At 70.2% G+C, this 22,488-nt stretch carries 25 protein-coding genes; 17 read left to right on the top strand and 8 right to left on the bottom strand.

Going from position 1 to position 22,488, the window contains the following annotated elements; all coding sequences use genetic code 11:
- Nucleotides 1-127 precede the first annotated feature (127 nt).
- Nucleotides 128-586: an NUDIX hydrolase gene (locus PKE85_RS05240; RefSeq protein WP_271204079.1), complete on the top strand. Its 459-nt coding sequence runs from the start codon at nt 128-130 to the stop codon at nt 584-586.
- Nucleotides 587-807: 221 nt separating this feature from the next.
- Complete coding sequence (locus PKE85_RS05235; protein ID WP_271203718.1) at nt 808-1,203, top strand: hypothetical protein; 396 nt, start codon at nt 808-810, stop codon at nt 1,201-1,203.
- Between the two features lie 50 nt (nt 1,204-1,253).
- Here PKE85_RS05235 and ruvX read toward each other — a convergent pair whose 3' ends face one another.
- The gene (gene ruvX, locus PKE85_RS05230) at nt 1,254-1,748 is read right to left on the bottom strand and encodes a Holliday junction resolvase RuvX (RefSeq protein WP_271203717.1); all 495 of its coding nucleotides are present in this window, start codon (nt 1,746-1,748) and stop codon (nt 1,254-1,256) included.
- A gap of 136 nt (nt 1,749-1,884) precedes the next feature.
- Between ruvX and PKE85_RS05225 the strand changes: the two genes are divergently transcribed.
- The 6 genes from PKE85_RS05225 to PKE85_RS05200 all read left to right on the top strand — a co-directional run bounded on the left by PKE85_RS05225 (nt 1,885) and on the right by PKE85_RS05200 (nt 5,676).
- On the top strand, nt 1,885-2,598 hold the full coding sequence (locus PKE85_RS05225) for a metal-dependent hydrolase (protein WP_271203716.1): 714 nt from the start codon (nt 1,885-1,887) through the stop codon (nt 2,596-2,598).
- Nucleotides 2,595-2,894: a hypothetical protein gene (locus tag PKE85_RS05220; RefSeq protein ID WP_271203715.1), complete on the top strand. Its 300-nt coding sequence runs from the start codon at nt 2,595-2,597 to the stop codon at nt 2,892-2,894. The genes PKE85_RS05225 and PKE85_RS05220 overlap by 4 nt, the downstream gene beginning before the upstream one ends.
- Before the next feature lie 84 nt (nt 2,895-2,978).
- Nucleotides 2,979-3,266 (top strand): Asp-tRNA(Asn)/Glu-tRNA(Gln) amidotransferase subunit GatC, encoded by a 288-nt coding sequence (gene gatC / locus PKE85_RS05215; RefSeq protein ID WP_271203714.1) that lies wholly within the window; start codon nt 2,979-2,981, stop codon nt 3,264-3,266.
- A gap of 45 nt (nt 3,267-3,311) precedes the next feature.
- Nucleotides 3,312-4,790, top strand: a complete 1,479-nt coding sequence (gene gatA / locus PKE85_RS05210; protein WP_271203713.1) for an Asp-tRNA(Asn)/Glu-tRNA(Gln) amidotransferase subunit GatA — start codon at nt 3,312-3,314, stop codon at nt 4,788-4,790.
- Nucleotides 4,787-5,104 carry a chorismate mutase gene (locus PKE85_RS05205; RefSeq protein ID WP_271203712.1) on the top strand — a complete coding sequence of 106 codons (318 nt, stop codon included), beginning with the start codon at nt 4,787-4,789 and terminating at the stop codon, nt 5,102-5,104. Before gatA ends, PKE85_RS05205 begins: the two co-directional genes overlap by 4 nt.
- A 125-nt stretch (nt 5,105-5,229) precedes the next feature.
- A complete protein-coding gene (locus PKE85_RS05200; RefSeq protein WP_271203711.1) occupies nt 5,230-5,676 on the top strand; it encodes an energy transducer TonB in 447 nt (148 codons plus the stop codon).
- A 7-nt stretch (nt 5,677-5,683) separates the two neighbouring features.
- Here PKE85_RS05200 and PKE85_RS05195 read toward each other — a convergent pair whose 3' ends face one another.
- Nucleotides 5,684-6,295, bottom strand: a complete 612-nt coding sequence (locus PKE85_RS05195; protein ID WP_271203710.1) for a Uma2 family endonuclease — start codon at nt 6,293-6,295, stop codon at nt 5,684-5,686.
- A gap of 129 nt (nt 6,296-6,424) precedes the next feature.
- Between PKE85_RS05195 and gatB the strand changes: the two genes are divergently transcribed.
- The 3 genes from gatB to kdsA all read left to right on the top strand — a co-directional run bounded on the left by gatB (nt 6,425) and on the right by kdsA (nt 9,716).
- Complete coding sequence (gene gatB / locus PKE85_RS05190) at nt 6,425-7,903, top strand: Asp-tRNA(Asn)/Glu-tRNA(Gln) amidotransferase subunit GatB (protein WP_271203709.1); 1,479 nt, start codon at nt 6,425-6,427, stop codon at nt 7,901-7,903.
- 4 nt (nt 7,904-7,907) lie between these two features.
- Complete coding sequence (locus PKE85_RS05185; protein ID WP_271203708.1) at nt 7,908-8,717, top strand: VOC family protein; 810 nt, start codon at nt 7,908-7,910, stop codon at nt 8,715-8,717.
- A 153-nt stretch (nt 8,718-8,870) separates the two neighbouring features.
- Nucleotides 8,871-9,716: a 3-deoxy-8-phosphooctulonate synthase gene (gene kdsA / locus PKE85_RS05180; RefSeq protein ID WP_271203707.1), complete on the top strand. Its 846-nt coding sequence runs from the start codon at nt 8,871-8,873 to the stop codon at nt 9,714-9,716.
- A 111-nt stretch (nt 9,717-9,827) separates the two neighbouring features.
- Here the strand turns inward: kdsA and aroC are convergent, their stop codons facing one another.
- Nucleotides 9,828-10,913 carry a chorismate synthase gene (gene aroC, locus PKE85_RS05175; RefSeq protein ID WP_271203706.1) on the bottom strand — a complete coding sequence of 362 codons (1,086 nt, stop codon included), beginning with the start codon at nt 10,911-10,913 and terminating at the stop codon, nt 9,828-9,830.
- A 120-nt stretch (nt 10,914-11,033) separates the two neighbouring features.
- Between aroC and PKE85_RS05170 the strand changes: the two genes are divergently transcribed.
- The 5 genes from PKE85_RS05170 to argC all read left to right on the top strand — a co-directional run bounded on the left by PKE85_RS05170 (nt 11,034) and on the right by argC (nt 15,483).
- Nucleotides 11,034-11,567 (top strand): 3'-5' exonuclease, encoded by a 534-nt coding sequence (locus PKE85_RS05170; RefSeq protein ID WP_271203705.1) that lies wholly within the window; start codon nt 11,034-11,036, stop codon nt 11,565-11,567.
- Between the two features lie 24 nt (nt 11,568-11,591).
- Nucleotides 11,592-11,807, top strand: a complete 216-nt coding sequence (locus PKE85_RS05165; protein WP_271203704.1) for an alkylphosphonate utilization protein — start codon at nt 11,592-11,594, stop codon at nt 11,805-11,807.
- A gap of 223 nt (nt 11,808-12,030) precedes the next feature.
- Complete coding sequence (locus PKE85_RS05160; RefSeq protein ID WP_271203703.1) at nt 12,031-13,251, top strand: MFS transporter; 1,221 nt, start codon at nt 12,031-12,033, stop codon at nt 13,249-13,251.
- Nucleotides 13,252-13,331: 80 nt separating this feature from the next.
- Complete coding sequence (gene acuI, locus PKE85_RS05155) at nt 13,332-14,315, top strand: acrylyl-CoA reductase (NADPH) (protein ID WP_271203702.1); 984 nt, start codon at nt 13,332-13,334, stop codon at nt 14,313-14,315.
- Between the two features lie 115 nt (nt 14,316-14,430).
- Nucleotides 14,431-15,483 (top strand): N-acetyl-gamma-glutamyl-phosphate reductase, encoded by a 1,053-nt coding sequence (gene argC / locus PKE85_RS05150; RefSeq protein WP_271203701.1) that lies wholly within the window; start codon nt 14,431-14,433, stop codon nt 15,481-15,483.
- Between the two features lie 24 nt (nt 15,484-15,507).
- Here the strand turns inward: argC and PKE85_RS05145 are convergent, their stop codons facing one another.
- The 3 genes from PKE85_RS05145 to PKE85_RS05135 all read right to left on the bottom strand — a co-directional run bounded on the left by PKE85_RS05145 (nt 15,508) and on the right by PKE85_RS05135 (nt 19,624).
- Nucleotides 15,508-16,170, bottom strand: coding sequence for a DsbA family oxidoreductase (locus tag PKE85_RS05145; protein ID WP_271203700.1), 663 nt, complete (start codon nt 16,168-16,170; stop codon nt 15,508-15,510).
- A 78-nt stretch (nt 16,171-16,248) separates the two neighbouring features.
- Nucleotides 16,249-17,754 carry an AMP-binding protein gene (locus PKE85_RS05140; RefSeq protein WP_271203699.1) on the bottom strand — a complete coding sequence of 502 codons (1,506 nt, stop codon included), beginning with the start codon at nt 17,752-17,754 and terminating at the stop codon, nt 16,249-16,251.
- 22 nt (nt 17,755-17,776) lie between these two features.
- Nucleotides 17,777-19,624: an extracellular solute-binding protein gene (locus PKE85_RS05135; protein ID WP_271203698.1), complete on the bottom strand. Its 1,848-nt coding sequence runs from the start codon at nt 19,622-19,624 to the stop codon at nt 17,777-17,779.
- Between the two features lie 243 nt (nt 19,625-19,867).
- Between PKE85_RS05135 and PKE85_RS05130 the strand changes: the two genes are divergently transcribed.
- Nucleotides 19,868-20,566 carry an invasion associated locus B family protein gene (locus PKE85_RS05130; protein ID WP_271203697.1) on the top strand — a complete coding sequence of 233 codons (699 nt, stop codon included), beginning with the start codon at nt 19,868-19,870 and terminating at the stop codon, nt 20,564-20,566.
- A gap of 117 nt (nt 20,567-20,683) precedes the next feature.
- Here the strand turns inward: PKE85_RS05130 and hspQ are convergent, their stop codons facing one another.
- Both hspQ and PKE85_RS05120 read right to left on the bottom strand, forming a co-directional pair.
- A complete protein-coding gene (gene hspQ, locus PKE85_RS05125; RefSeq protein ID WP_271203696.1) occupies nt 20,684-21,022 on the bottom strand; it encodes a heat shock protein HspQ in 339 nt (112 codons plus the stop codon).
- 332 nt (nt 21,023-21,354) lie between these two features.
- A complete protein-coding gene (locus PKE85_RS05120) occupies nt 21,355-22,395 on the bottom strand; it encodes an HpcH/HpaI aldolase/citrate lyase family protein (RefSeq protein WP_271203695.1) in 1,041 nt (346 codons plus the stop codon).
- Between the last annotated feature and the right edge of the window lie 93 nt (nt 22,396-22,488).

Raw genomic sequence — 22,488 nt, 5'->3', positions numbered from 1 at the left:
CAAAATGTGGCTGCCGATGGCCAAGCTCGGGCATGACGCCAAACGTTGAGTTTCCATACAGGCTTTGAGCGGCGCCCCTGGGGCTGGACCCTTGCCGCCCCACCGGGAGCCCGTTTACCTGCGCGTCATGACCTTCTGGCGGCCTCCTTCTCACATCCGCATCAAGGCGCTTGGCCTCAACTGGCGCGACGGCCGGCTGCTGGCGGCCGAGGTCTATGACGACGCCGGGCGGGTGAAGGGCGTGCGGCCTCTGGGCGGAAGCGTCGAGTTTGGCGAAACTTCGGCGGAGGCCGTGCGGCGTGAGTTCCGGGAGGAGCTCGGGATCGACGTCGCGCTCGTCGGCGCGCCGCTTTACGTCGAGAACATCTACCAGCATGAGGGCGCGCTCGGACATGAAGTCCTGATCCTGTTCGATGTGCTGTTTCCCGAAGGGGCGTTCGAGGGACAGGATTGCGTGCGGTTTCAGGAGGACAATGGCGCGGAAGGCCTCGCGCGATGGTTCGCTCTGGACGAACTCGACGTCGAAGGCGGACCGGACTTGTATCCCGCAGGTCTGAAAAACCGTCTGCTGGCCGCGAACGTCTGACGTCGACCATTTCAAAACGCGCGACTTGTCCCTGACGCAGATTTCGCCCGTCACCCGGATCGCGAGGCCGGCTTGCGAAAGCGCATGGCTGTTCTGACGCCATGAATCCGGCGCGATGCTCCGCGTTTATTGGCTGAGCCCACCGAAGAGGCTTCCCATATCGGGGCGGCGCAGTCCGTATGCTTTCGGCGGACTTTCCTTGGAAGTCAGAGGACAGTTCGATGTCGTCTCTTCGCACCACACTCGCAGCGGCCGTCTGCGCTCTTGGCGTCGCCGGCCTTGCCGCGGCTCCCGCCAGCGCGGAGCCGTACCGTCACGGCCCCGGCGGCTACGGTCATGCCGGATGGGGCGGCGGTCCCCACTGGGGCGGTCCCCACTGGGGCGGTCCGCGCTATTACGGCTACCATCGCGGACCCGGCTGGGGCGGCGCAGCGGCTTTCGGCGCTCTCGGCCTCGCCACCGGCGCCATCCTCGCCAGCGAGGCGCGCCCGGCGCCCGTCTATTACGCCCGCCCCGCGCCGGCCTACTACGGCTATGGCGGCGAGTGCCGCGTCACCTCGTGGCGTCACGACGCTTACGGCTATCCGGTGAAGGTGATCGCCTACCGGCCGTGTTGATCGGTTTCTGAACCTGAAACGGCCCGGCTCTCAGCCGGGCCGTTTTCGCGTCAGGACGCGTCGTCGGCCGCGCGGCGCAGGGCGGACATGCGGTCGATCGCGCCCTGCAGGATGTAGGCGGCGGCGAGCTTGTCCACCACTTCGGCCCGGCGCTTGCGGGTGGCGTCGAACGAGATCAGCATCCGCTCCACCGCGGCGGTGGACAGGCGTTCGTCCCAGAACCCGATCGGCAGCGGCGTGCGGCCGGACAGGCTGCGGGCGAAGGCGCGGGTGGACTGGCAGCGCGGGCCTTCCGTGCCGTCCATGTTCACCGGCAGGCCCAGCACCACGCCCACCGCCTTGCGGCTGTCGGCGATCTGCAGCATCCGGTCCACGTCCGGCGTGAACTTCTTGCGCATGATGGTCTCGACCGGCGAGGCGATCATCCACGACGGGTCGCTTACCGCGACGCCGAGCGTCTTCGTGCCGAGGTCGAGCCCGATCAGGGATCCGCGCGCGGGCAGGGCGGCCACAAAGGCGTGAAAATCGTCGAAAACCGATGACATGGCGTGTGCGTAGCACCCGGCAGACGCCCGCGCCATGGTCGGAGAACCGTTTCCGCGCTTGTTCTCTGGCGCGCTCCACCTATTGTTCGCCCCCGACTCGTGGCGCCTGATCACACCGCACAAGGACGACGCCCCCATGCGCATCACCTGGTTCGGCCATTCCGCCTTCCGGCTCGATTTCGGAACGAGCGTCGTGCTGATCGACCCCTTCCTCGACAACGGCCAGTTCAAGGGCGACAAGGCGGCCGCCGTGAAGGGCGTGACGCACATCCTGCTCACCCACGGCCATTTCGACCATGTGGGCGACACCGTCGCCATCGCGACCGAGTCCGGCGCCACCGTGGTGGCCGATTTCGATCTCGCCATGTGGATCGGCTCCAAGGGCGTGAAAGCGCTCGAGCCCATGAACACCGGCGGCTCGATCCCGCTTCCGGGCTTCCGCGTGACCATGACGCAGGCCTTCCACTCCTCCGCTCACCTCGACGAGAACGGCGTCTCCGTGGATCTCGGCGATCCGCACGGCCTGATCGTGACGCCGGACGGCGAGGACGAGCCGGTGGTCTACGCCATGGGCGACACCGGCATCTTCGGCGACATGAAGCTGATCAACGAGCTCTACGCGCCGACCGTCGGCTTCGTGCCGATCGGCGACCGGTTCACCATGGGCGCCAAGACCGCGGCCTACGCCTGCCGTCACTTCTTCGATTTCGACCTCGTGGTGCCGTGCCACTACGCCACCATGCCGATCCTGGACCAGAGCGCCGACCGCTTCGTGGAGCTGATGGACAGCGTGCGCGGCACCACCGTGAAGGTTCCGAAGATCGGCGAGGCGTTCGAGGTCGAAGGATGAGGGCGCTCGCCGCAGCTGCGCTCGGCGCGTTGATCGCCGGCTCAGGCATGGCTCAGGCGGCCTCGCCGGACGCCTGGAGGGAGCACGCCGCCGAGGTGGCGAAAGCCTGCGCCGCCGCGTCCGGCCTCGCGAAGGTCAAGCCGCGCGGACCCGCCGCCGAGTTCGAGGCCCATTCGGCGCTGCTGCTGGACGGCCGCGTCGCGTCCGGCGCCATGAAGGGAACGCCGGAGCGCATGGCCTGCCTGTTCGACAAGCAGACCCGCAAGGCCTCCGTGACGCCGGTCCAGGGCTGGTGAGTTCTTGTCGCCCCTGACGGGCGCATGCTAGAGCGCGCCATCAATCAAGCTTGATTGATGCTCAGAGTTGCTTGAAGGATCGAAATGTCCGTCGACGAAACCACCGTCCGCCGCGTCGCCAAGCTGGCGCGCATCAAGGTGGAGGACCACGAGGTCCCGAAGCTCAAGGGCGAACTCGACGCCATCCTCGCCTTCGTGGAGGAGCTGAAGGAGCTCGACGTGGACGGCGTGGAGCCCATGACCAGCGTCGCGCCCATGCGGCTGCGGCTGCGCGAGGACATGGTCAACGACGGCGAGGACGCCGAAAAGGTGCTGATGAACGCGCCCGCGCGGGAAGGCGACTTCTACGTCGTGCCCAAGGTCGTCGAGTGACCGCCGCCTCCGCCGCCCGCTGATCCGCCGAACCTCAGGCTTTCGATGTCCGACCTTCTCGATTTCACCTTCGCCGAAGCCCGCAAGAAGCTGGCGGCGAAGGATTTTTCCGCCGTCGAGCTGACGGGGGCCTATCTCTCCGCCATGGAGGCCGGCCGGGCCTTGAACGCCTATGTGCTGGAGACGCCCGAGATCGCGCTCGCCCGCGCCGCCGACTCCGACGCCCGCATCGGCCGCGGCGAGGCCGGCGCGCTGGAGGGCCTGCCGCTCGGCGTGAAGGACCTGTTCTGCACCGAAGGCGTGCGCACCACCGCCTGCTCCAACATCCTCGGCGAGTTCGTCCCGCCCTACGAGTCCTTCGTCACCGCGAAGATGCGGCGGGCCGGCGCGGTGATGCTGGGCAAGCTGAACAATGACGAGTTCGCCATGGGCTCGTCCAACGAGACCTCGCGCTTCGGCGCCTCGGTCAATCCGTGGCGGCGCGCGGGCTCGGACGCGAAGCTGACCTCGGGCGGCTCGTCCGGCGGCTCCTCCGCCGCGGTCGCGGGCGCGCTGTGCCTGGGCGCCACCGCCACCGACACCGGCGGCTCCATCCGCCAGCCGGCCGCCTTCACCGGCACGGTCGGGATCAAGCCCACCTATGGCCGCTGCTCGCGCTGGGGCATCGTGGCCTACGCCTCATCGCTGGACCAGGCCGGACCCATCGCCCGCGACGTGCGCGACGCCGCCATCCTGCTCGGCGCCATGGCGGGCCACGACCCCCGCGACAGCACCTCGGCCGACCGGGAGGTGCCGGACTTCGAGGCCGCCGTCGGCCGTTCGGTGAAGGGGCTGAAGATCGGCCTGCCGAAGGAGTACCGCGTCGACGGCATGCCGTCCGAGATCGAGGCGCTGTGGGAGCAGGGCGCGGCCTGGCTGCGCGCCGCAGGCGCCGAGGTGGTGGAGGTGTCGCTGCCGCACACCCGATATGCGCTGCCGGCCTATTACATCGTGGCCCCGGCGGAAGCGTCGTCGAACCTCGCCCGCTACGACGGCGTGCGCTACGGCGCCCGCGTGCCCGGCCGCGACATCACCGAGCTTTACGAGAACACCCGCGCCGCGGGCTTCGGCCCGGAGGTGCGCCGCCGCATCATGATCGGCGCCTATGTGCTCTCCGCCGGCTACTACGACGCCTATTACGTCCGCGCCCAGAAGGTGCGCAGCCTGATCAAGCGCGACTTCGAGACCGCCTTCGCCAACGGCGTGGACGCCATCCTGACGCCGGCGACGCCCTCCGCGGCCTTCGGGCTCGGCGACAAGGCCGACGCCTCGCCGGTGGAGATGTACCTCAACGACGTGTTCACGGTCACGGTGAACATGGCCGGCCTGCCGGGCCTCGCCGTGCCGGCGGGCAAGTCGGCGGACGGGCTGCCGCTGGCGCTGCAGCTCATCGGCCGTCCGTTCGACGAGGAGACGCTGTTCGCCACCGCCTCGGTGATCGAGGACGCGGCCGGCGGCGGCTTCCGGCCCGAGCGCTGGTGGTGAGCCTCCCTAAGCGCCCGGCCTACGCCTCCATGGACGAGGTGCGCGCCGCGATCGACGCGCTCGACGCGGAGCTGATGCCGCTCATGGCGGCCCGCGCCCACTGCATCGCCGAGGCCGCCCGCATCAAGAACGATCCCGAGATCGCGCTGGTGCCCTGGCGGGTGGAGCAGGTGGCCGACAACGCCCGCGACCTCGCCGCCGAACACGGGCTCGACCCCGATCTGGCGGAGAAGCTGTGGCGGGCGATGATGACCGAGTTCATCGCCCATGAGCGGCGGCTGATGGAGCGGGCCAAGGGCGGCGATCGCGACTGATCCTTCCGGTTGCGTCGGGCGCGTCCGTCGCGCTGGCGTCGGCGCCGTCCGTGCGCCACAGTGCGCGGCGGGGGCGGGCCGATCGACGGAGCGCCATTCGCGATTCTCGGTCTCAAGGTTCGTCCATGCGTCTCGTTCGCCGCCTCGCGCTTGGCCTCGCCGCGCTGTCCCTGCTGGCGTCGCCCGCCACGGCGGCCGGGCCGGGCTGGGCGAAATGCAGCGGCGATGTCGTGAACACCGGCGGAGCCCCGGAGCCGACCCGGCGGGACATCGAGAAGTATCACCGCACGATCGTCGGGATGATCATGATGCACATGCGCCCGCCGGGCGGCGCTTACCTGATCCGGGGACGGGGGCGCACGGTCGTGCGCTTCACGCTCGACCGAACCGGCAAGCTGCTGCGCGCCGAGGTCGCCGAAACGTCGGGAAGCGCCTCCTTCGATCGGGAAGCGGTCAAGATCGTCCGGCGGGCGTCCGACTGGTTTCCCGCAATGCCGGCGGGCTACCCCTGCGCGCAGAAAAGCTTCAGCCAGCCGATTTCGTTCTCTCAGCGAAGGACGCCTGTTTTTTGATCGAGCTTCACCCGCCGGGGGGGTCGCTGATCCCGCGGTAAAGCTCCGCCAGCGGCAGCGCGACGCCGAGGCCGTCCAGTGGCAGCGTCGCGTCCAGCCCTTCGATCTCGACCGGCGCGAGCGGGAACTCCCCATCCGCCCCTCGCGCCCACAGCGTGAGCTTCGGCGCGTTGGGGTCCGCCACCACATAGGCCTGCAGCGAGGGCAGGGCGAGATACTCGTCCCGCTTCACCACATGGTCGGCGTAGGCGGTGGAGGGCGACAGCACCTCGACGATCACGAGCGGCGTCTTCGACTCCAGCGCGCTTCCATCCGGTTCGGGGGCCTGCACCAGAACGTCCGGAAAGCGGATGCTGCCGCCCGTGCGCACGCCGAAGGCTTCGGCATGGACCTCATAGGCCTGCCCATCGAGGGCGCCCGACAGCAGATAGACGAACCGCGCTCCGAGCACCGAGTGGTTCCGCGTGACCCTCACCATCATGCCCACGGTCCCCCGGTCGTACTCGAACCTGCTTTCCTGCGTGTCGAGCCAGGCGAGAAACGCCTCCACCGGCACGGCCATGCCGGGCTGAAGCTCGGCGGCGTGGTGGTCGATCGCAGGGGCGTGACGGACGTTCATGGCGCGCCTCCTCTCGAGCGCGGACAAGGAGTTGTCATTCAAGCTAACCGGTTGTCACCTACGTTAACATAGGTCTAGGAACGTTCCCGAACGACTCCCCCTTCGATTGTCCAAGGCCGCGCCGTCCCGATGAACGCTCCCTCCCGCCTTCCCGCAAGCTCCCGGCTCATTTCCGGCGCCACAGGCGACTGGGAGGTGGTGATCGGCATGGAGATCCACGCGCAGGTGACCTCCGAGGCCAAGCTGTTCTCGGGCGCCTCCACCGGCTTCGGCGCGCCGCCGAACAGCCACGTGAGCCTGGTGGACGCCGCCATGCCGGGCATGCTGCCGGTGCTGAACCGGGAATGCGTGCGGCAGGCCATCCGCTCCGGCCTCGCCATCAACGCGGCGATCAACCTGACCTCCACCTTCGACCGGAAGAACTATTTCTACCCGGACCTGCCGCAGGGCTACCAGATCTCCCAGTTCAAGAGCCCGATCGTGGGCGAGGGCGAGGTCTCGGTGGACATGGGCGAGGGCGAGGCCATCACGGTCGGCGTCGAGCGCATCCATCTCGAGCAGGACGCCGGCAAGTCGATCCACGACCTCGATCCCGTCTCGTCCTATGTGGACCTGAACCGTTCGGGCGTGGCGCTGATGGAGATCGTGTCCAAGCCCGACATGCGCTCCTCCGACGAGGCCAAGGCCTACGTCACCAAGCTGCGCACCATCCTGCGCTACATCGGCGCCTGCGACGGCGACATGGACAAGGGCAACCTGCGCGCGGACGTGAACGTTTCCGTGCGCCGGCCCGGCGAGCCGCTCGGCACCCGCTGCGAGATCAAGAACGTCAACTCCATCCGCTTCATCGGCCAGGCGATCGAGGTGGAGGCGCGGCGCCAGATCGGGATCATCGAGGACGGCGGGACGATCGATCAGGAGACCCGCCTGTTCGACCCGAACAAGGGCGAGACCCGCGCCATGCGCTCCAAGGAGGAGGCGCACGACTACCGCTACTTCCCCGATCCGGACCTGCTGCCGCTGACCGTGGAGCAGGCGGAGGTGGACGAGCTGAAGGCCGCGCTGCCCGAACTGCCGGACGCCAAGAAGGCCCGCTTCGTGAGCGACTACGGCGTCACGGCCTACGACGCCATGGTGCTGACGCTGGAGCGGGAGAGCGCGGACTTCTTCGAGGCGGTGGCGGCCGCGGGCGATCCCAAGCTCGCCGCCAACTGGACCATCAACGAGCTGTTCGGCCGGCTGAACAAGGAAGGCCTCGGCATCGAGCGCAGCCCGGTCTCCGCCGCCCAGCTCGGCGGGCTGATCGGCCTGATCTCGGAGAACGTCATCTCCGGCAAGATCGCCAAGGACCTGTTCGAAATCCTCTGGACCGAGGGCGGCGATCCGCGCGAGCTGGTGGAGAGCCGCGGCCTCCGCCAAGTCACCGACACCGGCGCGATCGAGACGGTCTGCGACCAGGTCATCGCCGCCAACCCCGACAAGGTGGAGCAGGCCAAGGCCAAGCCCACGCTGATCGGCTGGTTCGTGGGGCAGGTGATGAAGGCCTCCGGCGGCAAGGCCAACCCACAGGCGGTGAACGACATCCTGAAGCGCAAGCTCGGGATCTGACGGCGTGGCCTCGCCGCGCGGGCTCGATCACATCGTCGTCCTGGTCCGCGATCTGGACGCGGCGGCCGAGGCGTGGGGCGCGCTCGGCTTCCGGGTCGGGCGCGAGAACCACCACCCCTTCGGCACGAAGAACCGGATCATCCAGTTTCCCGGCGTCTTCGTGGAGCTGCTGGCGATCGCCGATCGGGCGCTGGTCTCGGAGCATGGGCCGCGCTTCTTCTCCTTCGCCGCGTTCCATCGCGACCGGCTGGCGCGCGTGGGCGAGGGGCCGTCCGGCCTCGTGCTCGAAAGCCGCAACGCGGTCGCGGACGCAGAAGCCTTCGCCCGCGCCGGGATCGGCGATTTCGCGCCGTTCTTCTTCGAGCGCCAGGGCGTCCGGGCGGACGGCGCGGCCGTCGACGTGGCGTTCGAGCTCGCCTTCGCGGTGGACGCCGCCTCGCCGGACCTCTGCTTCTTCGCCTGCGAGCAGAAGCGGCCGGAGAACTTCTGGAGCGCGGAGGCGCAGGCGCACGCCAACGGCGGCGGAGAGGTCAAAGGCGTGATCCTGACGGCGGAGAACCCGTCCGATCATCACGTCTTCCTGCGCGCCTTCACCGGCATCGACGCCTTCCGCGCCACGTCGTCGGGCCTCGCCTTCGAGACCCCGCGCGGCGCGATCGAGGTGCTGACGGCGGAGGCCTTTCACCGCCGCACGGGACAGGATGTGAAAACGGGGCCGGAGCTCAAGCTCTCCGCGCTGCGGCTCTCCGCGCCGTCCGCCGCCGTCATCGCGCCGGAGCGCCTGTCGGGCCTGACGCTGCTGCTGGAAGCCTGAGCCCCGGGCTGCTAAGCCGACGCGGATCACATGCTCGGCGTCCTGCCCGCGCCTGTCGCGGGCGGCCACGCCTTCGACGCCGAGCGCTACGCCCCAAGTCGTGGATGCCCGGCGGATCGCCGGGCATGACGGCGCGTTTTGCGAAGAACCACCATGACCACACCCGCAGAGACCCGTCCCGCCGCCGTCGTCGAGGTCGGCTCCGTCCGCTTCGGCAACGACCTGCCGCTGGCGCTGATCGCCGGCCCCTGCCAGATGGAGAGCCGGGAGCACGCGCTGGAGGTGGCCTCGGCGCTGAAGGAGATCACGGCCAAGCTCGGCATCGGGCTCGTGTTCAAGACCTCGTTCGACAAGGCCAACCGCACCAGCGCCGCCGCCCAGCGCGGCATGGGGCTGGAGGCCGCGCTGCCGGTGTTCGCGGAGATCCGGGACAGCCTCGGCCTGCCGACGCTGACCGACGTCCACGACGCCCATCAATGCGCTCCGGTGGCCGAAGCGGTGGACGTGCTGCAGATCCCGGCCTTCCTGTGCCGCCAGACCGACCTGCTGCTGGCGGCGGCCGCCACGGGCCGCGCGGTGAACGTGAAGAAGGGCCAGTTCCTGGCGCCCTGGGACATGAAGAACGTGGTGGCCAAGCTCACCGGCGCCGGCAACCCGAACGTGCTGCTGACCGAGCGCGGCGCGTCCTTCGGCTACAACACGCTGGTCTCCGACATGCGCGCGCTGCCGGAGATGGCCAAGACCGGCGCGCCGGTGATCTTCGACGCCACCCATTCGGTGCAGCAGCCGGGCGGGCAGGGCACGTCCTCCGGCGGGCAGCGTGAGTTCGTTCCCGTGCTGGCGCGGGCGGCGGTGGCGGTCGGCGTGGCGGGCGTGTTCATCGAGACCCACCCCGACCCGGACCACGCCCCCTCCGACGGCCCCAACATGGTGCCGCTGAAGGAGATGCCGGCGCTGCTGGAACGGCTGATGGCCTTCGACCGGCTGGCGAAGGGCTGAGCGCTTCGACACCGCCGTCATACCCGGCTTCGCCGGGCATGACGGATATGACCGACTGACGCCGAGCCTGCTCTGACGAGCCCGTACCCTGAACGTGCGAGAGAAAACCCCTCAGCCGTTCTGGCCGCGGTGGCGCAGCAGGTGGTCGGCGAGCACGCAGGCCATCATGGCCTCGCCCACCGGCACCGCGCGGATGCCGACGCAGGGGTCGTGGCGGCCCTTGGTGGAGACCTCCACCTCGGCGCCGGTCGCATCGATGGAGCGGCGCGGCGTCAGGATCGACGAGGTCGGCTTAACCGCGAAGCGCGCCACCACCGGCTGGCCGGTGGAGACGCCGCCCAGCACGCCGCCGGCCTTGTTGGACAGGAACTCCGGATGGCCGTCGGCGCCGGCGCGGATTTCGTCGGCGTTCTCCTCGCCGGTCAGCCGCGCGACGGCGAAACCGGCGCCGATCTCCACGCCCTTGACCGCGTTGATGCTCATGAGCGCGGCGGCGAGATCGCCGTCGAGCTTGCCGTAGATCGGCGCGCCGAGCCCGGCCGGCACGTTCTCCGCCACAACCTCGATCACCGCGCCGATGGAGGAGCCCGCCTTGCGGATCCCGTCCAGATAGGCCTCCATCTCCTTCGCCGCGACCGGGTCGGGGCAGAAGAACGGGTTGCGGTCCACCTCGTCCCAGTCCCAGCGGGCGCGGTCGATCTCGATCTCGCCCATGGCCACCAGCGCGCCGCGGATGACCACGTCCGGGATGACGAGCTGGGCGATGGCGCCCGCCGCCACCCGCATGGCGGTCTCGCGCGCGGAGGAGCGGCCGCCGCCGCGATGGTCGCGCACCCCGTATTTCAGGTCGTAGGCGATGTCGGCGTGGCCCGGCCGGTAGCTCTGGGCGATGTTGGCGTAGTCCTTGGAGCGCTGGTCCACGTTGCGGATCAGCAGCCCGATCGGCGTGCCGGTGGTGGTGAGGAGGCCCGCGCCGTCGTCGATCACGCCCGACAGGATCTCCACCTCGTCCGGCTCGCGCCGCTGGGTGGTGAAGCGGGACTGGCCCGGCCGCCGCCGGTCGAGCGCGGCCTGAACGTCCTCGCGCCGGAAGGTCAGGCGCGGCGGACACCCGTCCACCACCGCGCCGATGGCGGGGCCGTGGCTTTCGCCGAAGGTGGTGACGCGGAACAGGTGGCCGAAGGTGTTGTGCGACATGGGGGGAGCCTATGCCACGGCCGGCGCTTGGGGAAAAGCGGCCCCATCGGCGTTTGAGGTTGCGCAAGCGGTGGACGGGGGTGTTAACCCTTTCAGGACGCGCGGAAATGACGGAATCACATGTCGACGCCCCTGGAACGCATCGCCGCCGGCGAGACGCCCTATGTCTTCTTCGACCTCGAGACCACCGGCCTGACGCCGAAACGGGACCGGGTGATCGAGATCGCCGCGCTCCGCTTCGATCGCGCCAGCGGCGAACTCGCGACCTTCCAGACGCTGATGAAGCCGGACCGGGCGATTCCAGCCTTCGTGCGCGCCATGACCGGCCTCGACGACGCCGCCTTCGTGGACGCGCCCGAGCCGAAGGACGCGCTGGAGCGGTTCTTCGTCTTCGTCGGACCGGCGCCGCTGGTGGCCTACAACATCCCGTTCGACCACGCCTTCCTGCTGGCGGAGGCGGAGCGGGCGGGGCTCACCGCCCCGGCCGAGACGGTGTGCGCCATGCGCTTCGCCCAGTCGCGGGTGAAGGACCTGCCGAACCACCGGCTGGAGACGGTGGCGAAAGCGCTTGATTGCCCGCGCCCGCGCGCCCGGCGCGCCATGGAGGATTGCCTTACGGGCCTGACCGTGTTCGAGAAGGCGCTGGCTATTTAACGTCAGCGACTCGGAGAATGCGTCATGGATGAGGTTCGGGACAGCAACGGCGCCCTGCTGGCGGACGGCGACTCCGTCACGGTGATCAAGGACCTCAAGGTCAAGGGCACCTCCGCGGTGCTGAAGCGCGGCACGCTGATCAAGGGCATCCGCCTCACCGGCGATCCGGCCGAGATCGAATGCAACGCGCCTAAGATGAAGGGGCTGGTGCTCCGGACGGAGTTCCTGAAGAAGGCGTGAGCCTTCGGCGGGGAACGGGAGGCGCGCGAAACACCTCGCGTCATGCCCGCCGAATGGCGGGCATGACGACGCGCGTTAAGGTCCGATCCCATCAGGATCGTAAGAGCCTCCGCGCCGCGCCATCAGCGGCCGCGATCGTTCGCATCATGGAGTTTCATGAGGCTGGAGCGACCGTCGGGCGTAGGGTGCCGCTCCGTCTTCTCCCCCGCCGCAGGGCCGCGCCATGTCCTCCTCCGTCCGGTCGCCGCTGATCGTCATCCTGTGCGGCTGCGCCATCGCGGCGCTGACCTTCGGGCCGCGCTCGGCGGTGGGCCTGCTGCTGACGCCGATCTCGGACAGCCACGGCTGGGGCCGGGACGTGTTCGCCATGTCCTTCGCCATCCAGAACCTGCTGTGGGGCGTGGGCCAGCCGTTCGCGGGCGCGATCGCCGACCGGTTCGGCGCGACGCGGGTGCTGATGGCGGGCGGCCTGCTTTATGCGGCGGGCCTCGCGCTGATGCCGTTCTCCACCGATCCGCTCGCCATGCACTTAAGCGCCGGCGCGCTGATCGGCTTTGGACTGGCGGGCGCCTCGTTCTCTCTGGTGCTGGGCGCCTTCGGCAAGCTGCTGCCGGCCGAGTGGCGCAACATCGGCTTCGGGCTCGGCACGGCGGCGGGGTCGTTCGGGCAGTTCGTGTTCTCGCCCTTCGCCTCGGCGCTGGTGCGGGGCTACGGCTGGGAGGCGACCGTGCTCGTCTTCGCCGCCCTAATGCTGCTGGTGGTCCCGCTGTCGCTGGCGCTCGCCACCCCGCGCTCCGACGCGGCCGGGGCGAGCCGCGCCGACGGGCCGGACACCGTGCTCGGCGCGCTCCGGGAAGCCTTCTCCACCCCAAGCTACTGGCTGCTGGTGACGGGCTTCTTCACCTGCGGCTTCCATCTCGCCTTCATCACCGCCCATCTGCCGCCCTACCTGCTGGACAAGGGCGTGCCGGCGGCGGTGGGAGGCTGGACGCTGGCGCTGATCGGGCTCGCCAACATCGTCGGCTCGCTGGCCTCGGGCGTGCTCATGGGGCGGATGCCGAAGCGCCTGCTGCTCTCCGCGATCTATTTCGCCCGCGCCGGCCTGATCGCGGCCTTCGTGCTGCTGCCGGTGACGCCCGCGAGCTCGCTTCTGTTCGGCGCCGGCATCGGGCTGCTGTGGCTCTCCACCGTGCCGCCCACCTCCGGCATCGTCGCCACCCTTTTCGGCGTGCGCTACCTGACCATGCTCTACGGCTTCGTGTTCTTCTCCCACCAGGTAGGCTCGTTCTTCGGCGTCTGGCTCGGCGGCCTGCTGTTCGAGCGCGACGGCAGCTACGACGTGGTGTGGTGGATCGCGATCGGACTCAGCCTCATGTCCGGGCTGGTGAATCTCCCGATCCGCGAGCGGCCGGTGGCGCGGGGCGCGCTGGCGCCGGCCGAATGAGTTCGGGGCGCGCGGGGTGACGAACCGCCGCCGCCCCTCTATCTACGCGAAGCCACAGATTTCCCGCACGAGGAGCCGTCATGTCCACCTTCAAGGCGCTGCGCATCGACAAGGGCGACGCGGGGCAGACGATCTCCACCGTCGATTTCGACGAGGCGGACCTGATGCCCGGCGACGTGACGGTGCGGGTGTCGCACTCCACCGTGAACTACAAGGACGGCCTCGCCATCACCGGCAAGTCGCCTGTGGTGCGGCGCTTTCCCATGATCCCCGGCATCGATTTCGCGGGCGAGGTGATCGCCTCGGACAGTCCTGAATTCGCCCCCGGCGACAAGGTGGTGCTGAACGGCTGGGGCGTGGGCGAGACCCATCTCGGCGGCTACGCCGAGATCGCGCGGGTGCCGGCCGAATATCTCGTGCCGCTGCCGGAGGGGCTGACCCCGGCCGAATCCATGGCGGTGGGCACCGCCGGCTACACCGCCATGCTCTGCGTGATGGCGCTGGAGCGGCACGGCGTGCTGCCGGCGTCCGGCCCGGTGATCGTCACCGGCGCGGCGGGCGGCGTGGGCTCGGTCGCCGTCGCGCTGCTGGCCAAGCTCGGCTACGAGGTGGTGGCCTCCACCGGCCGCGAGGAGGAGGCGGGCTATCTGCGCGATCTCGGCGCGGCCCGCATCCTGCCGCGCGAGGAGCTGCGCCATCCGGGCAAGCCGCTGCAGAAGGAGATCTGGGCGGGCGCCGTGGACAGCGTGGGCTCGGTGCCGCTCGCGAACGTGCTGGCGCAGACCAAATCCGGCGGCGCGGTGGCCGCCTGCGGCCTCGCCGCCGGCATGGACCTGCCGGCCTCCGTCGCGCCGTTCATCCTGCGCGGCGTGTCGCTGCTCGGCATCAACAGCGTCACGGTGCCGAAGCCGCTGCGGATCGAGGCCTGGGCCCGCCTCGCGCAGGACCTCGACCGCGAGAAGCTGAAGGCCATCACCCGCGTCATCGGGTTCGGCGACATCGTCGACACGGCGAAGAGCATCGTCGAAGGCAAGGTGCGCGGCCGGGTGGTGGTGGAGATCTGAGGGCGTCGAAACACGCCGTCACGAAACTGACGCCTGGGACAGCGTATCGCCAAGGCGCTATGGCTTTCCGCGCAGGGCCTTGGCCCTGCGCCCGACCGACCTGAAGGACTGAACGATGACCGCCCCGCTCAACGTCGCGATTCTCGGCGCCTCCGGCTACACGGGCTCGGAGCTCGTGCGCCTGCTGCTGCGCCACCCGCGCGTGGCGATCCGGGCGCTGACCGCGGACCGCAAGGCCGGGCAGTCCATGGCCGACGTGTTCCCCCAGTTCTACGGGCTCGACCTGCCGAAGCTCGTCACCATCGCCGAGGTCGACCTCGACGCGGTCGATCTGGTGTTCTGCGCGCTGCCCCACGGCACCACCCAGACCGTGATCGCCGACCTGTTCGCGCGGAAACCGTCGCTGAAGGTGGTCGACCTTTCGGCCGACTTCCGGCTGCAGGACCCCGCCGCCTACGCCGAGTGGTACGGCCACGCCCATCAGGCGCTGAAGCTGCAGGAGGAGGCGGCGTTCGGCCTCGTGGAGCTGAACCGCGAGGCGATCAGGGCGGCGCGGCTGGTGGCCAATCCCGGCTGCCACTCCACCACCTCCATCCTGCCGCTGGTCCCGCTGCTGCGCGCCGGGCAGATCGACCCGGACGGGATCGTGGTGGTGTCCGCCACCGGCATGTCCGGCGCCGGCCGCGCGGCCAAGGAGGAGATGCTGTTCTCCGAGGTCTCGGAAGGGACGCACGCTTACGGCGTCGGCCGCCACCGCCACACCGCCGAGCTCGATCAGGAGTTCGACCGGGCGGCGGGCAAGCCGGCGCGCGCCACCTTCACGCCGCTGCTGCTGCCCCAGAACCGGGGCATCTACGCCACCATCACGGTGACGCTCGCGGGCGGCGCGACGGCGGAGGACCTGCACGCCACGCTCGCCAAGACCTATGGCGGCGAGCCGTTCGTCTCCGTGCTGCCGTTCGGCCGCGCGCCCCAGTCGCGCCATGTGCGCGGCTCCAACCGGGTCCAGCTCGGCGTGGCGCCCGACCGGCGCCCCGATCGCGCCATCGTGCTCTCCACCCTCGACAATCTGGTCAAGGGCGCTTCGGGGCAGGCGGTGCAGAACATGAACCTCGTCGCCGGCTTCGACGAGACCGAAGGTCTCGGCCAGCTCGCGCTGTTCCCGTAAGACACCGGCGCGCGGAGGCGGGGCTCACGCCTCCGCGTCGTCCTCGTCGCCGAGCGCGCGGTCGATGGCCTCCACCAGCACCTCCGGCGGGTGCGCGCCCATCACCACCAGCTTTTCCTGGAAGATGAAGCAGGGCACGCCGGTGACGCCGATGGCCCGCGCCCTCTCGGCGGCGTCGCGGACCATGTCCACGTCGTCGTCGGTCTCCAGCCGCTCCAGCAGCGTGTCGGCGTCAAGCCCTGCGTCCTCCGCCGCGCGGCCGATCACCGCGTGGTCGGAGATGTCCTCGCCTTCGGTGAAATAGGCCTCGAACAGCCGCTCCAGCAGCGCGCTCTGCGCCAGCGGGCCTTCCTCCGCCGCCCACAGCAGCGCCCGATGGGCGTCCACCGTGCTCGGATAGCGCTCGATCTCGGCGAACAGGTAGGCGATGCCCTCGTCGCGGCCAAGCGCCGTCAACTGGTCCTGCGCGGCGCGCAGGCGCTCTGGGTCCTCGAACTTGGCTTCAAGATACGCCGCGCGCTCGAACCCCTCCGGCGGCGTGGAGGGATCGAGCAGGAACGGCTGCACGCGGAGCGTCGCCTCCACGTCGGGCCGCGCGGCGAGGGCGGCCTCCAGCCGGCGCTTGCCGAGCCAGCACCAGGGACAGACGGGATCGGCGTAAAGGTCGATGACGAGCGGCTGGGCCACGGCGGTTCGGCGCTCCGAAAGGGGATGTGTGTCCCGCCCATATAAGGGCGCCGGGCCCCCGCCGAAACCCGCGCGGCGTCAGGCCGCTCCGCGCGAGGCCTCCGGGGCCGCGATCGTCGGCGTGAAGGCCGGGCCGAAGCCCTCCGTCTCCAGGCGCGCGGCCACGTCCGTGGCGCGCTCCGAGGGCGCATGCAGGGTGAGCCGCAGCCGGGACCCGAGGTCCGCGTCGCTCTGGGCGTCGAGCGCGCCGGTCAGGCCCACGGCGGCCAGCGCGCGCTGGGCCTCCGCCTTCAGCACCGACAGCCCGCCCGCCTGCAGCACGCCGCGCCGGCCGCCGAGCGCGAGGCGGCCGGCGGCGTGATCCGCGAGCCCCACAAGGCCGGTGTCGAGCCAGCCCTCGGCGCCGAAGGCGAGCGCGGAGCCCGTCTCCACCGGAAAGGCCGCGGAGGGGCAGGCGGGGCCGCGCACGCCAAGCCGGCCGTCCTCGGCGACCCTGGTCTCGATCAGCGCGTCGAGCCCTTCAGGGGCTATGGCGCCGAGCGCGAGCGGCGCGGGGCGGCCGTGGCCCGGGCGCTCCGTCGCCACGAGGCCGAGCTCGCCGAAGGCGATCGCGTCCACGAACAAAGGCGCGGCCGCCGCCGGCTGCGCCGCGCTCGAGCGCGGGTCGGGGGCGCGCCATGCGGCGATCGCGGCGGTCAGCGTCACGCCCTTCAGCGCGCCATCCTTCACGAGACGGGGAAGGGCGGCGCCGGGCGCGACCAGCAGCGTCGCCTGCAGCCGCCGCGCGGCCTCGGCGAAGGCTTCGGTGCTCGACGGCTGGTGGAAGGCGGCGGCGCAGCGCGTCACGATCCACGGCGTGAAGCCGCAGGCGAGACCGGGCAGGCCGGCGAAATCGAGCGTGGAGAACAGCCGGTCGGCGCCTGTGAGCCTGGCGGCCAGCACGGGCGCAAGGCCGAGCGCCACCAGCTCGTTGTGGCTGCGAGGCACGGGGACCGCGCCGGCGTCGAAGGTGATGACGGCCACATGGTCGGCCGCGTCCATGGGGCGGTCGGCGCGCGCGAAACGTCCGGCGTGCTGCTCCAGGACCTCGTCGAGCGGCGTGGCGCCGTCAGGCTCGTCCGCGCCGAACACGCCGATGAACCGCAGCCGCTCCAGATCGACCGCCGCCTCGCAGACTGATTCCGCCGGGCGCCCGCCGGCCGCTTGGGTGCGGACCACCACCGCCTCCGCGCCCACGGCGGCGAGGGCCGCCGTGATTTCCCGCCGCCGCCAGGCGAGCGGCAGCAGCGCCGCCGTCAGCCCGGCCCGCCACAGCGCCAGGCAGACGAGCGCGGATTCGAACGACGAGCCAAGCTGCACGCCCACCACCGCGTCGGGCTTCAGCCGCCAGCCGGCGAAGGCGGCCGCGAGCGCGGAGACCGCCCGGTCGGTCTCGCGCCATGTGCCCTCGAACGGCAGCCGCGCGTCCACCAGCGCCAGCCCGTCCGGATCGCGCTGGGCGTTGTGGGTCAGCACCTCGTCGAGCGTCGACACCCCGGCGACGGGATTGACGAGGGCGGCGTGGGAGGCGGGCGCGAGGCGCATGGGCCGGAGGCTCCTTCGGGAATCAGCGTGCGGGCGCGTCGCGCCACCAGGTCTCGGGCGCAGGGCCGTAAAGCGGCGTGGTCTCGGGCCGCTGCACGGCGGTCCAGCGCGCGACCCACTGCTCCTTCGGGTGGAACAGCGGAACCACGTAGAAGCCGGACAGCAGCACCCGGTCGAGCGCGCGCACCGCGGATTCGAAATCCGCAGGCTCGCGCTCGGACAGCAGCGCGGCGATCATGGCGTCCACCGCCGGCTGCTTCACGCCCATGTAGTTGCGCTCGCCGGGCGTGTCGGCGGCCGCCACGCTCCAGTATTTCTTCTGCTCGACGCCCGGCGACAGGCTGGTGAGCCATTTGTACTGGATCATGTCGAAGTCGTAGGTCTGCAGACGCCGGAAGTGCTGGGTCGAATCCGCAAGCCGCACGGTCGCGCGCACGCCGGCGCGCTCGAGCCCGCGCGCATAGGCGAGAGCGAGCCGCTCCTGCTCCTTCTCCTTGACCAGAATTTCGAACCGGAACGGCTCGCCGGAGCCGTCGCGCCGCAGTTCGCCGTTCTGGACGCGCCACCCGGCCTCGGCCAGCAGGTCGAGCGCCCTGCGCAACTGCTCCCGATCGCGACCTGATCCGTCGGTGGACCCCGGCCGCCACGTCCCCGCCATCACGTCGTCGCGCACCACGCCCGGGAAGGGCGCCAGCAGCGCGCGCTCCTTCTCGTCGGCCGGGCGGCCGGTCGAGGCGAGGTGGGAGCCTTCGAAGTAGCTGCGGGTGCGTTCGGTGGCGCCGCCGTAGAGGTTGCGGTCCATCCATTCGTAATCGAACAGCAGGCTCAGCGCCTCGCGCACCCGCACGTCCGCGAACACCGGCTTGCGGGTGTTGAACACCAGCCCGTCCATCCCCCAGGGGCGGCCGGAGACGAAACGGTCCAGAGCCACCTCGCCGCGGCGGACGGCGGGGAAGTCGTAGCCGGTGGTCCAGCGGATCGGGTCGCTCTCGGGCAGGACGTCGATCAGCCCCTTCTTGAAGGCCTCGAACATGGTGTTGGAGTCCCGATAGTAGTCGTAGCGGATCTCGTCGAAGTTGTTCAGGCCGCGGTTCACGGGAAGCTCCGCGCCCCAGTAGTCGGGGTCGCGGCGCAGCGTCAGCGAGCGTCCCGGCTCCAGCGCGCTGATGACGTAGGGGCCGGAGCCGACGATCGGCTTCAGCGTGGTGTCCTCGAAGGTCTTCGGGTCGATCGCATGGGCGGGGAGCACCGGCATCAGGCCGAGAATCAGCGGCAGTTCGCGATCCTCGGAGTCCGCCAGGTCAAAGCGCACCGCGCGCTCGCCCTCGGCGGCGGCGGCTTTCACCCGGCGGTAGTTGGAGCGGTAGGACGGATGTCCGTGCTCCTTCAGAAGCTGGAAAGTGAACAGCACGTCCTCGGCCGTGATCGGCTCGCCGTCCGAGAAGCGCGCCCTGGGGTTCAGCCGGAACGTCACCCAGCTGCGGTCGTCCGGCGTCTCCACGCTTTCGGCCACCAGCCCATAGAGCGTGAACGGCTCGTCGAAGGAGCGGGCGAGCAGGCTCTCGTAAACCGCGCCGCGCAGCCCCTGCGCCTGCACGCCGCGATAGGCGTAAGGGTTCAGGGTGTCGAAGCCGCCGAGCCAGCCGTAGGTGACGCGGCCGCCCTTCGGCGCATCGGGCCGCGCGTAGGGCAGGCTGATGAAATCCTGCGGCAGCGCCGGCGCGCCGTGCATGGCGATCCCGTGGGCCGGCGTCGCCGCGGCCGGCGCCGCGAGCGCGAGAGCGCCGATGGCGAGCGCCGCTCCGAACGCGCGGCGCAAAGGCGTCGCGCCCCGCACGGCGCCGGACCGGGTGCGTCTCGGCTTGATCATTCGGCTCCGGGTCGTGATTCGTCCGCTTCGTTAAGAAGAGACTACCACAGGCCTGCGCCTCGACCCTTTGGCGCGCCGCAGGATAAGCGGTCACTCTCTCGCCGTATTTGCTCGACAGACAGCGGTCGCGCCGAGTAACGAGACGCTCGGCTCCGCGCTTGCGCGCGACGTGTTCCGCGGTCAGCGCGGCGGCCGTTGCGAAGCCGGTCGTCCCACACGACAGGAAGGAAATGCCGCATGATTATGGGTAGCCACTCGCGCCTCGCCATCCTCGCCGCCGTCCTTTCGATCGGCGCCGCGCTCCCGGCGGCCGCGCAGGAGAAGAAGGCGCCGGCCCCGGCGGCGGAGAAGCCGGCCGGCCCCGGCCCGATGTCCGCCGCGCCCGCCGCGGCGCCGCAGCCGAACTGGGTGAAGATCTGCAACACCGATCCGCAGGCCAAGAAGGAGGTGTGCCTCACCTCCCGCGACGTGAAGGCCGACACCGGCCAGACCGTGGCCTCGATCGCCATCCGCCAGATCACAGGCGAGAACAAGCGCTTCTTCCTCGCCGCCGTGCCGCCCGGCCTGCTGATCCAGCCCGGCGTGCGCGTGGCGGTGGACCAGAACGCGCCCGCCAACGGCAAGTACTCCATCTGCTTCCCGAACGCCTGCTACGCCGAGATCGAGGTCAACGACGCCTTCTTCAACAATCTGAAGAAGGGCAACAACCTCGTGCTGCAGGCCATGAACCAGCAGGCCAAGACGGTGAACTTCCCCGTGAGCCTCTCCGGCTTCACCAAGGCCTATGACGGTCCGGCGCTCGATCCGAAGGTGGTCGAGGCCGAGCGCGAGAAGGCCAACGAGGAGCTGAACAAGAAGGCGCAGGAGATGCGCGACAAGCTGCAGATGCAGGGCGGCGCGCAGGCGCCCGCCGCGGCCCCCGCGCCCGCTCAGGGCCAGTAAGCCGATCGAGGGCGGCGCGGAGAAGGGTTCGCGCCGCCTCTCGGTCATTCATGACAAAACGCCGGAACGCGTGAGCGTCCGGCGCTTTGTCATGTCGGGACGAACGGCGTTCCGCCGTCAGTGCCGCACGTCGTTGCGGACCTTGTAGGCGCCGTCGTCGGTGCGCTCGAACATGGCCTCCACCTGAGGGTGGCGCAGCGGCTCGCCGCTGTCGTCGGGCAGCAGGTTCTGCTCCGAGACATAGGCGACGTATTCCGTCTCCGCGTTCTCGGCCAGCAGGTGGTAGAACGGCTGGTCCCTGTCCGGGCGCACGTCCTCGGGGATCGAGCGCCACCAGTCCTCGGTGTTCGAGAAGGTGGGGTCGACGTCGTAGATCACGCCGCGGAACGGATAGACGCGGTGGCGGACCACGTCGCCGATGCGGAACTTGGCGTTGCGGAGCGGGGCTCGCGACATCTGCGGTTGGACCGTCGCCGGATACGTTTCGGGCGCGCGACCAAGCCAAAGCCCGGCGCGCAAGTCAATCCGATGCGACGGCATTGTGACGCCGGCGAGGCGGAGGCCGATCCGCGACGTCGCCTCGGACGCGCGGATCGTGGGTTTCGGCTTGGTCGCCCCGGCCTTGAAGCCTGTCTGGAAATTGCCGCAACGCGCGACTTAAACGACCGTCATGCCCGGCGAAGCCGGGTGTCCACGACGTTTCGCCGAGCGGACTTTTGAGCGTTCAAGTCCTGGATGCCCGAGACACGCTCGGGCATGACGCGAGGAGGACCTGACAGATAACGCCGTCAGAGCCCGTAGGCGGCGGCGAGCGTGGGCTCGCGATCGGCGATCTGCTTCGCCAGGTCGACGATCACCTTGGCCTGCTTCCAGGTGGCGTCGTCCTGCATCTTGCCGTCGAGCATCACCGCGCCGGTGCCGTCGGGCATGGCGTCCACGATGCGCTTGGCGAACTTCACCTCCTCCACGTCCGGAGAGAACACCCGCTTGGCGATCTCGACCTGGGTCGGATGCAGCGTCCAGGCGCCGACGCAGCCGAGCAGGAACGAGTTGCGGAACTGGGCCTCGCAGGCCTCCAGATCGGAGAAGTCGCCGAACGGGCCATAGAACGGCTTGATGTCGTTGGCGGCGCAGGCGTCCACCATCTTGGCGATGGTGTAGTGCCACAAGTCCTGCTGGTAGAAGGCGCGGGCGGCGTCGCCGTCCTTGTCGGTCAGAACGCCGTAGCCCGGATGGCCGCCGCCCACGCGGGTGGTCTTCATGCGGCGGGAGGCGGCGAGGTCGGCCGGCCCGAGGCTCATGCCGTGCATGCGGGGCGAGGAGCGGGCGATCTCCTCCACGTTCATCACCCCTTGCGCGGTCTCCAGAATGGCGTGGATCTGGATCGGCCGGGCCAGCTTGTGGCGCGCCTCGAGCTGCGCCAGCAGGCGGTCGAGATAGTGGATGTCCCAGGCGCCCTCGACCTTCGGCAGCATGATGACGTCGAGCTTGTCGCCGACCGCGCCGACGATCTCGATCACGTCGTCCAGCGCCCACGGGCTGTCGAGGGCGTTCATGCGGATCCAGAGGCCGGTCTGGCCGAAGTCGTTGGCCTTGGCCATCTCGATGAAGCCGGAGCGGGCGGCTTCCTTGGCGTCCGCCGGCACCGCGTCCTCGAGGTTGCCGAGCACCACGTCCACCTGCTTGGCGAGATCGCCCACGCGGGCGCGGATCTTCTCCACATGCGGCGGCACGAAGTGGATCATGCGCTCCACCTTCACCGGCTGCTCGCGCAGCGGCGCGGGCGCGCCGAGCGCAAGAGGACGATAGAACGCGCTCGGGACGATCATCGGCGGACCTTTCGTTGACAAGAACAGGCGAAGCGGAGGGTGGCGGCACCTTCGTCCCGGCTTCGCTGCGGCGCAACGCGGCTTTCGTCGGAA

Origin of the sequence: Methylopila jiangsuensis (genome assembly GCF_027922305.1) — a bacterium.
Taxonomy (GTDB): domain Bacteria; phylum Pseudomonadota; class Alphaproteobacteria; order Rhizobiales; family Methylopilaceae; genus Methylopila; species Methylopila jiangsuensis.
The sequence above is the reverse complement of the archived record's forward strand: the minus strand, read 5'-3'. Positions and strand labels throughout refer to the sequence as shown.

What these genes read in the sequence shown, in the direction of transcription:
- argC (WP_271203701.1), top strand. Translation starts at nt 14,431, where the DNA reads ATGACCGCCCCGCTCAACGTCGCGATTCTCGGCGCCTCCGGCTACACG.
- gatA (WP_271203713.1), top strand. Translation starts at nt 3,312, where the DNA reads ATGTCCGACCTTCTCGATTTCACCTTCGCCGAAGCCCGCAAGAAGCTG.
- PKE85_RS05140 (WP_271203699.1), bottom strand. Translation starts at nt 17,754, where the DNA reads ATGCGCCTCGCGCCCGCCTCCCACGCCGCCCTCGTCAATCCCGTCGCC.
- PKE85_RS05240 (WP_271204079.1), top strand. Translation starts at nt 128, where the DNA reads ATGACCTTCTGGCGGCCTCCTTCTCACATCCGCATCAAGGCGCTTGGC.
- PKE85_RS05165 (WP_271203704.1), top strand. Translation starts at nt 11,592, where the DNA reads ATGGATGAGGTTCGGGACAGCAACGGCGCCCTGCTGGCGGACGGCGAC.
- acuI (WP_271203702.1), top strand. Translation starts at nt 13,332, where the DNA reads ATGTCCACCTTCAAGGCGCTGCGCATCGACAAGGGCGACGCGGGGCAG.
- PKE85_RS05135 (WP_271203698.1), bottom strand. Translation starts at nt 19,624, where the DNA reads ATGATCAAGCCGAGACGCACCCGGTCCGGCGCCGTGCGGGGCGCGACG.
- gatC (WP_271203714.1), top strand. Translation starts at nt 2,979, where the DNA reads ATGTCCGTCGACGAAACCACCGTCCGCCGCGTCGCCAAGCTGGCGCGC.
- PKE85_RS05220 (WP_271203715.1), top strand. Translation starts at nt 2,595, where the DNA reads ATGAGGGCGCTCGCCGCAGCTGCGCTCGGCGCGTTGATCGCCGGCTCA.
- gatB (WP_271203709.1), top strand. Translation starts at nt 6,425, where the DNA reads ATGAACGCTCCCTCCCGCCTTCCCGCAAGCTCCCGGCTCATTTCCGGC.
- PKE85_RS05235 (WP_271203718.1), top strand. Translation starts at nt 808, where the DNA reads ATGTCGTCTCTTCGCACCACACTCGCAGCGGCCGTCTGCGCTCTTGGC.
- PKE85_RS05225 (WP_271203716.1), top strand. Translation starts at nt 1,885, where the DNA reads ATGCGCATCACCTGGTTCGGCCATTCCGCCTTCCGGCTCGATTTCGGA.
- PKE85_RS05160 (WP_271203703.1), top strand. Translation starts at nt 12,031, where the DNA reads ATGTCCTCCTCCGTCCGGTCGCCGCTGATCGTCATCCTGTGCGGCTGC.
- hspQ (WP_271203696.1), bottom strand. Translation starts at nt 21,022, where the DNA reads ATGTCGCGAGCCCCGCTCCGCAACGCCAAGTTCCGCATCGGCGACGTG.
- aroC (WP_271203706.1), bottom strand. Translation starts at nt 10,913, where the DNA reads ATGTCGCACAACACCTTCGGCCACCTGTTCCGCGTCACCACCTTCGGC.
- PKE85_RS05170 (WP_271203705.1), top strand. Translation starts at nt 11,034, where the DNA reads ATGTCGACGCCCCTGGAACGCATCGCCGCCGGCGAGACGCCCTATGTC.
- PKE85_RS05120 (WP_271203695.1), bottom strand. Translation starts at nt 22,395, where the DNA reads ATGATCGTCCCGAGCGCGTTCTATCGTCCTCTTGCGCTCGGCGCGCCC.
- PKE85_RS05130 (WP_271203697.1), top strand. Translation starts at nt 19,868, where the DNA reads ATGGGTAGCCACTCGCGCCTCGCCATCCTCGCCGCCGTCCTTTCGATC.
- kdsA (WP_271203707.1), top strand. Translation starts at nt 8,871, where the DNA reads ATGACCACACCCGCAGAGACCCGTCCCGCCGCCGTCGTCGAGGTCGGC.
- ruvX (WP_271203717.1), bottom strand. Translation starts at nt 1,748, where the DNA reads ATGTCATCGGTTTTCGACGATTTTCACGCCTTTGTGGCCGCCCTGCCC.
- PKE85_RS05200 (WP_271203711.1), top strand. Translation starts at nt 5,230, where the DNA reads ATGCGTCTCGTTCGCCGCCTCGCGCTTGGCCTCGCCGCGCTGTCCCTG.
- PKE85_RS05195 (WP_271203710.1), bottom strand. Translation starts at nt 6,295, where the DNA reads ATGAACGTCCGTCACGCCCCTGCGATCGACCACCACGCCGCCGAGCTT.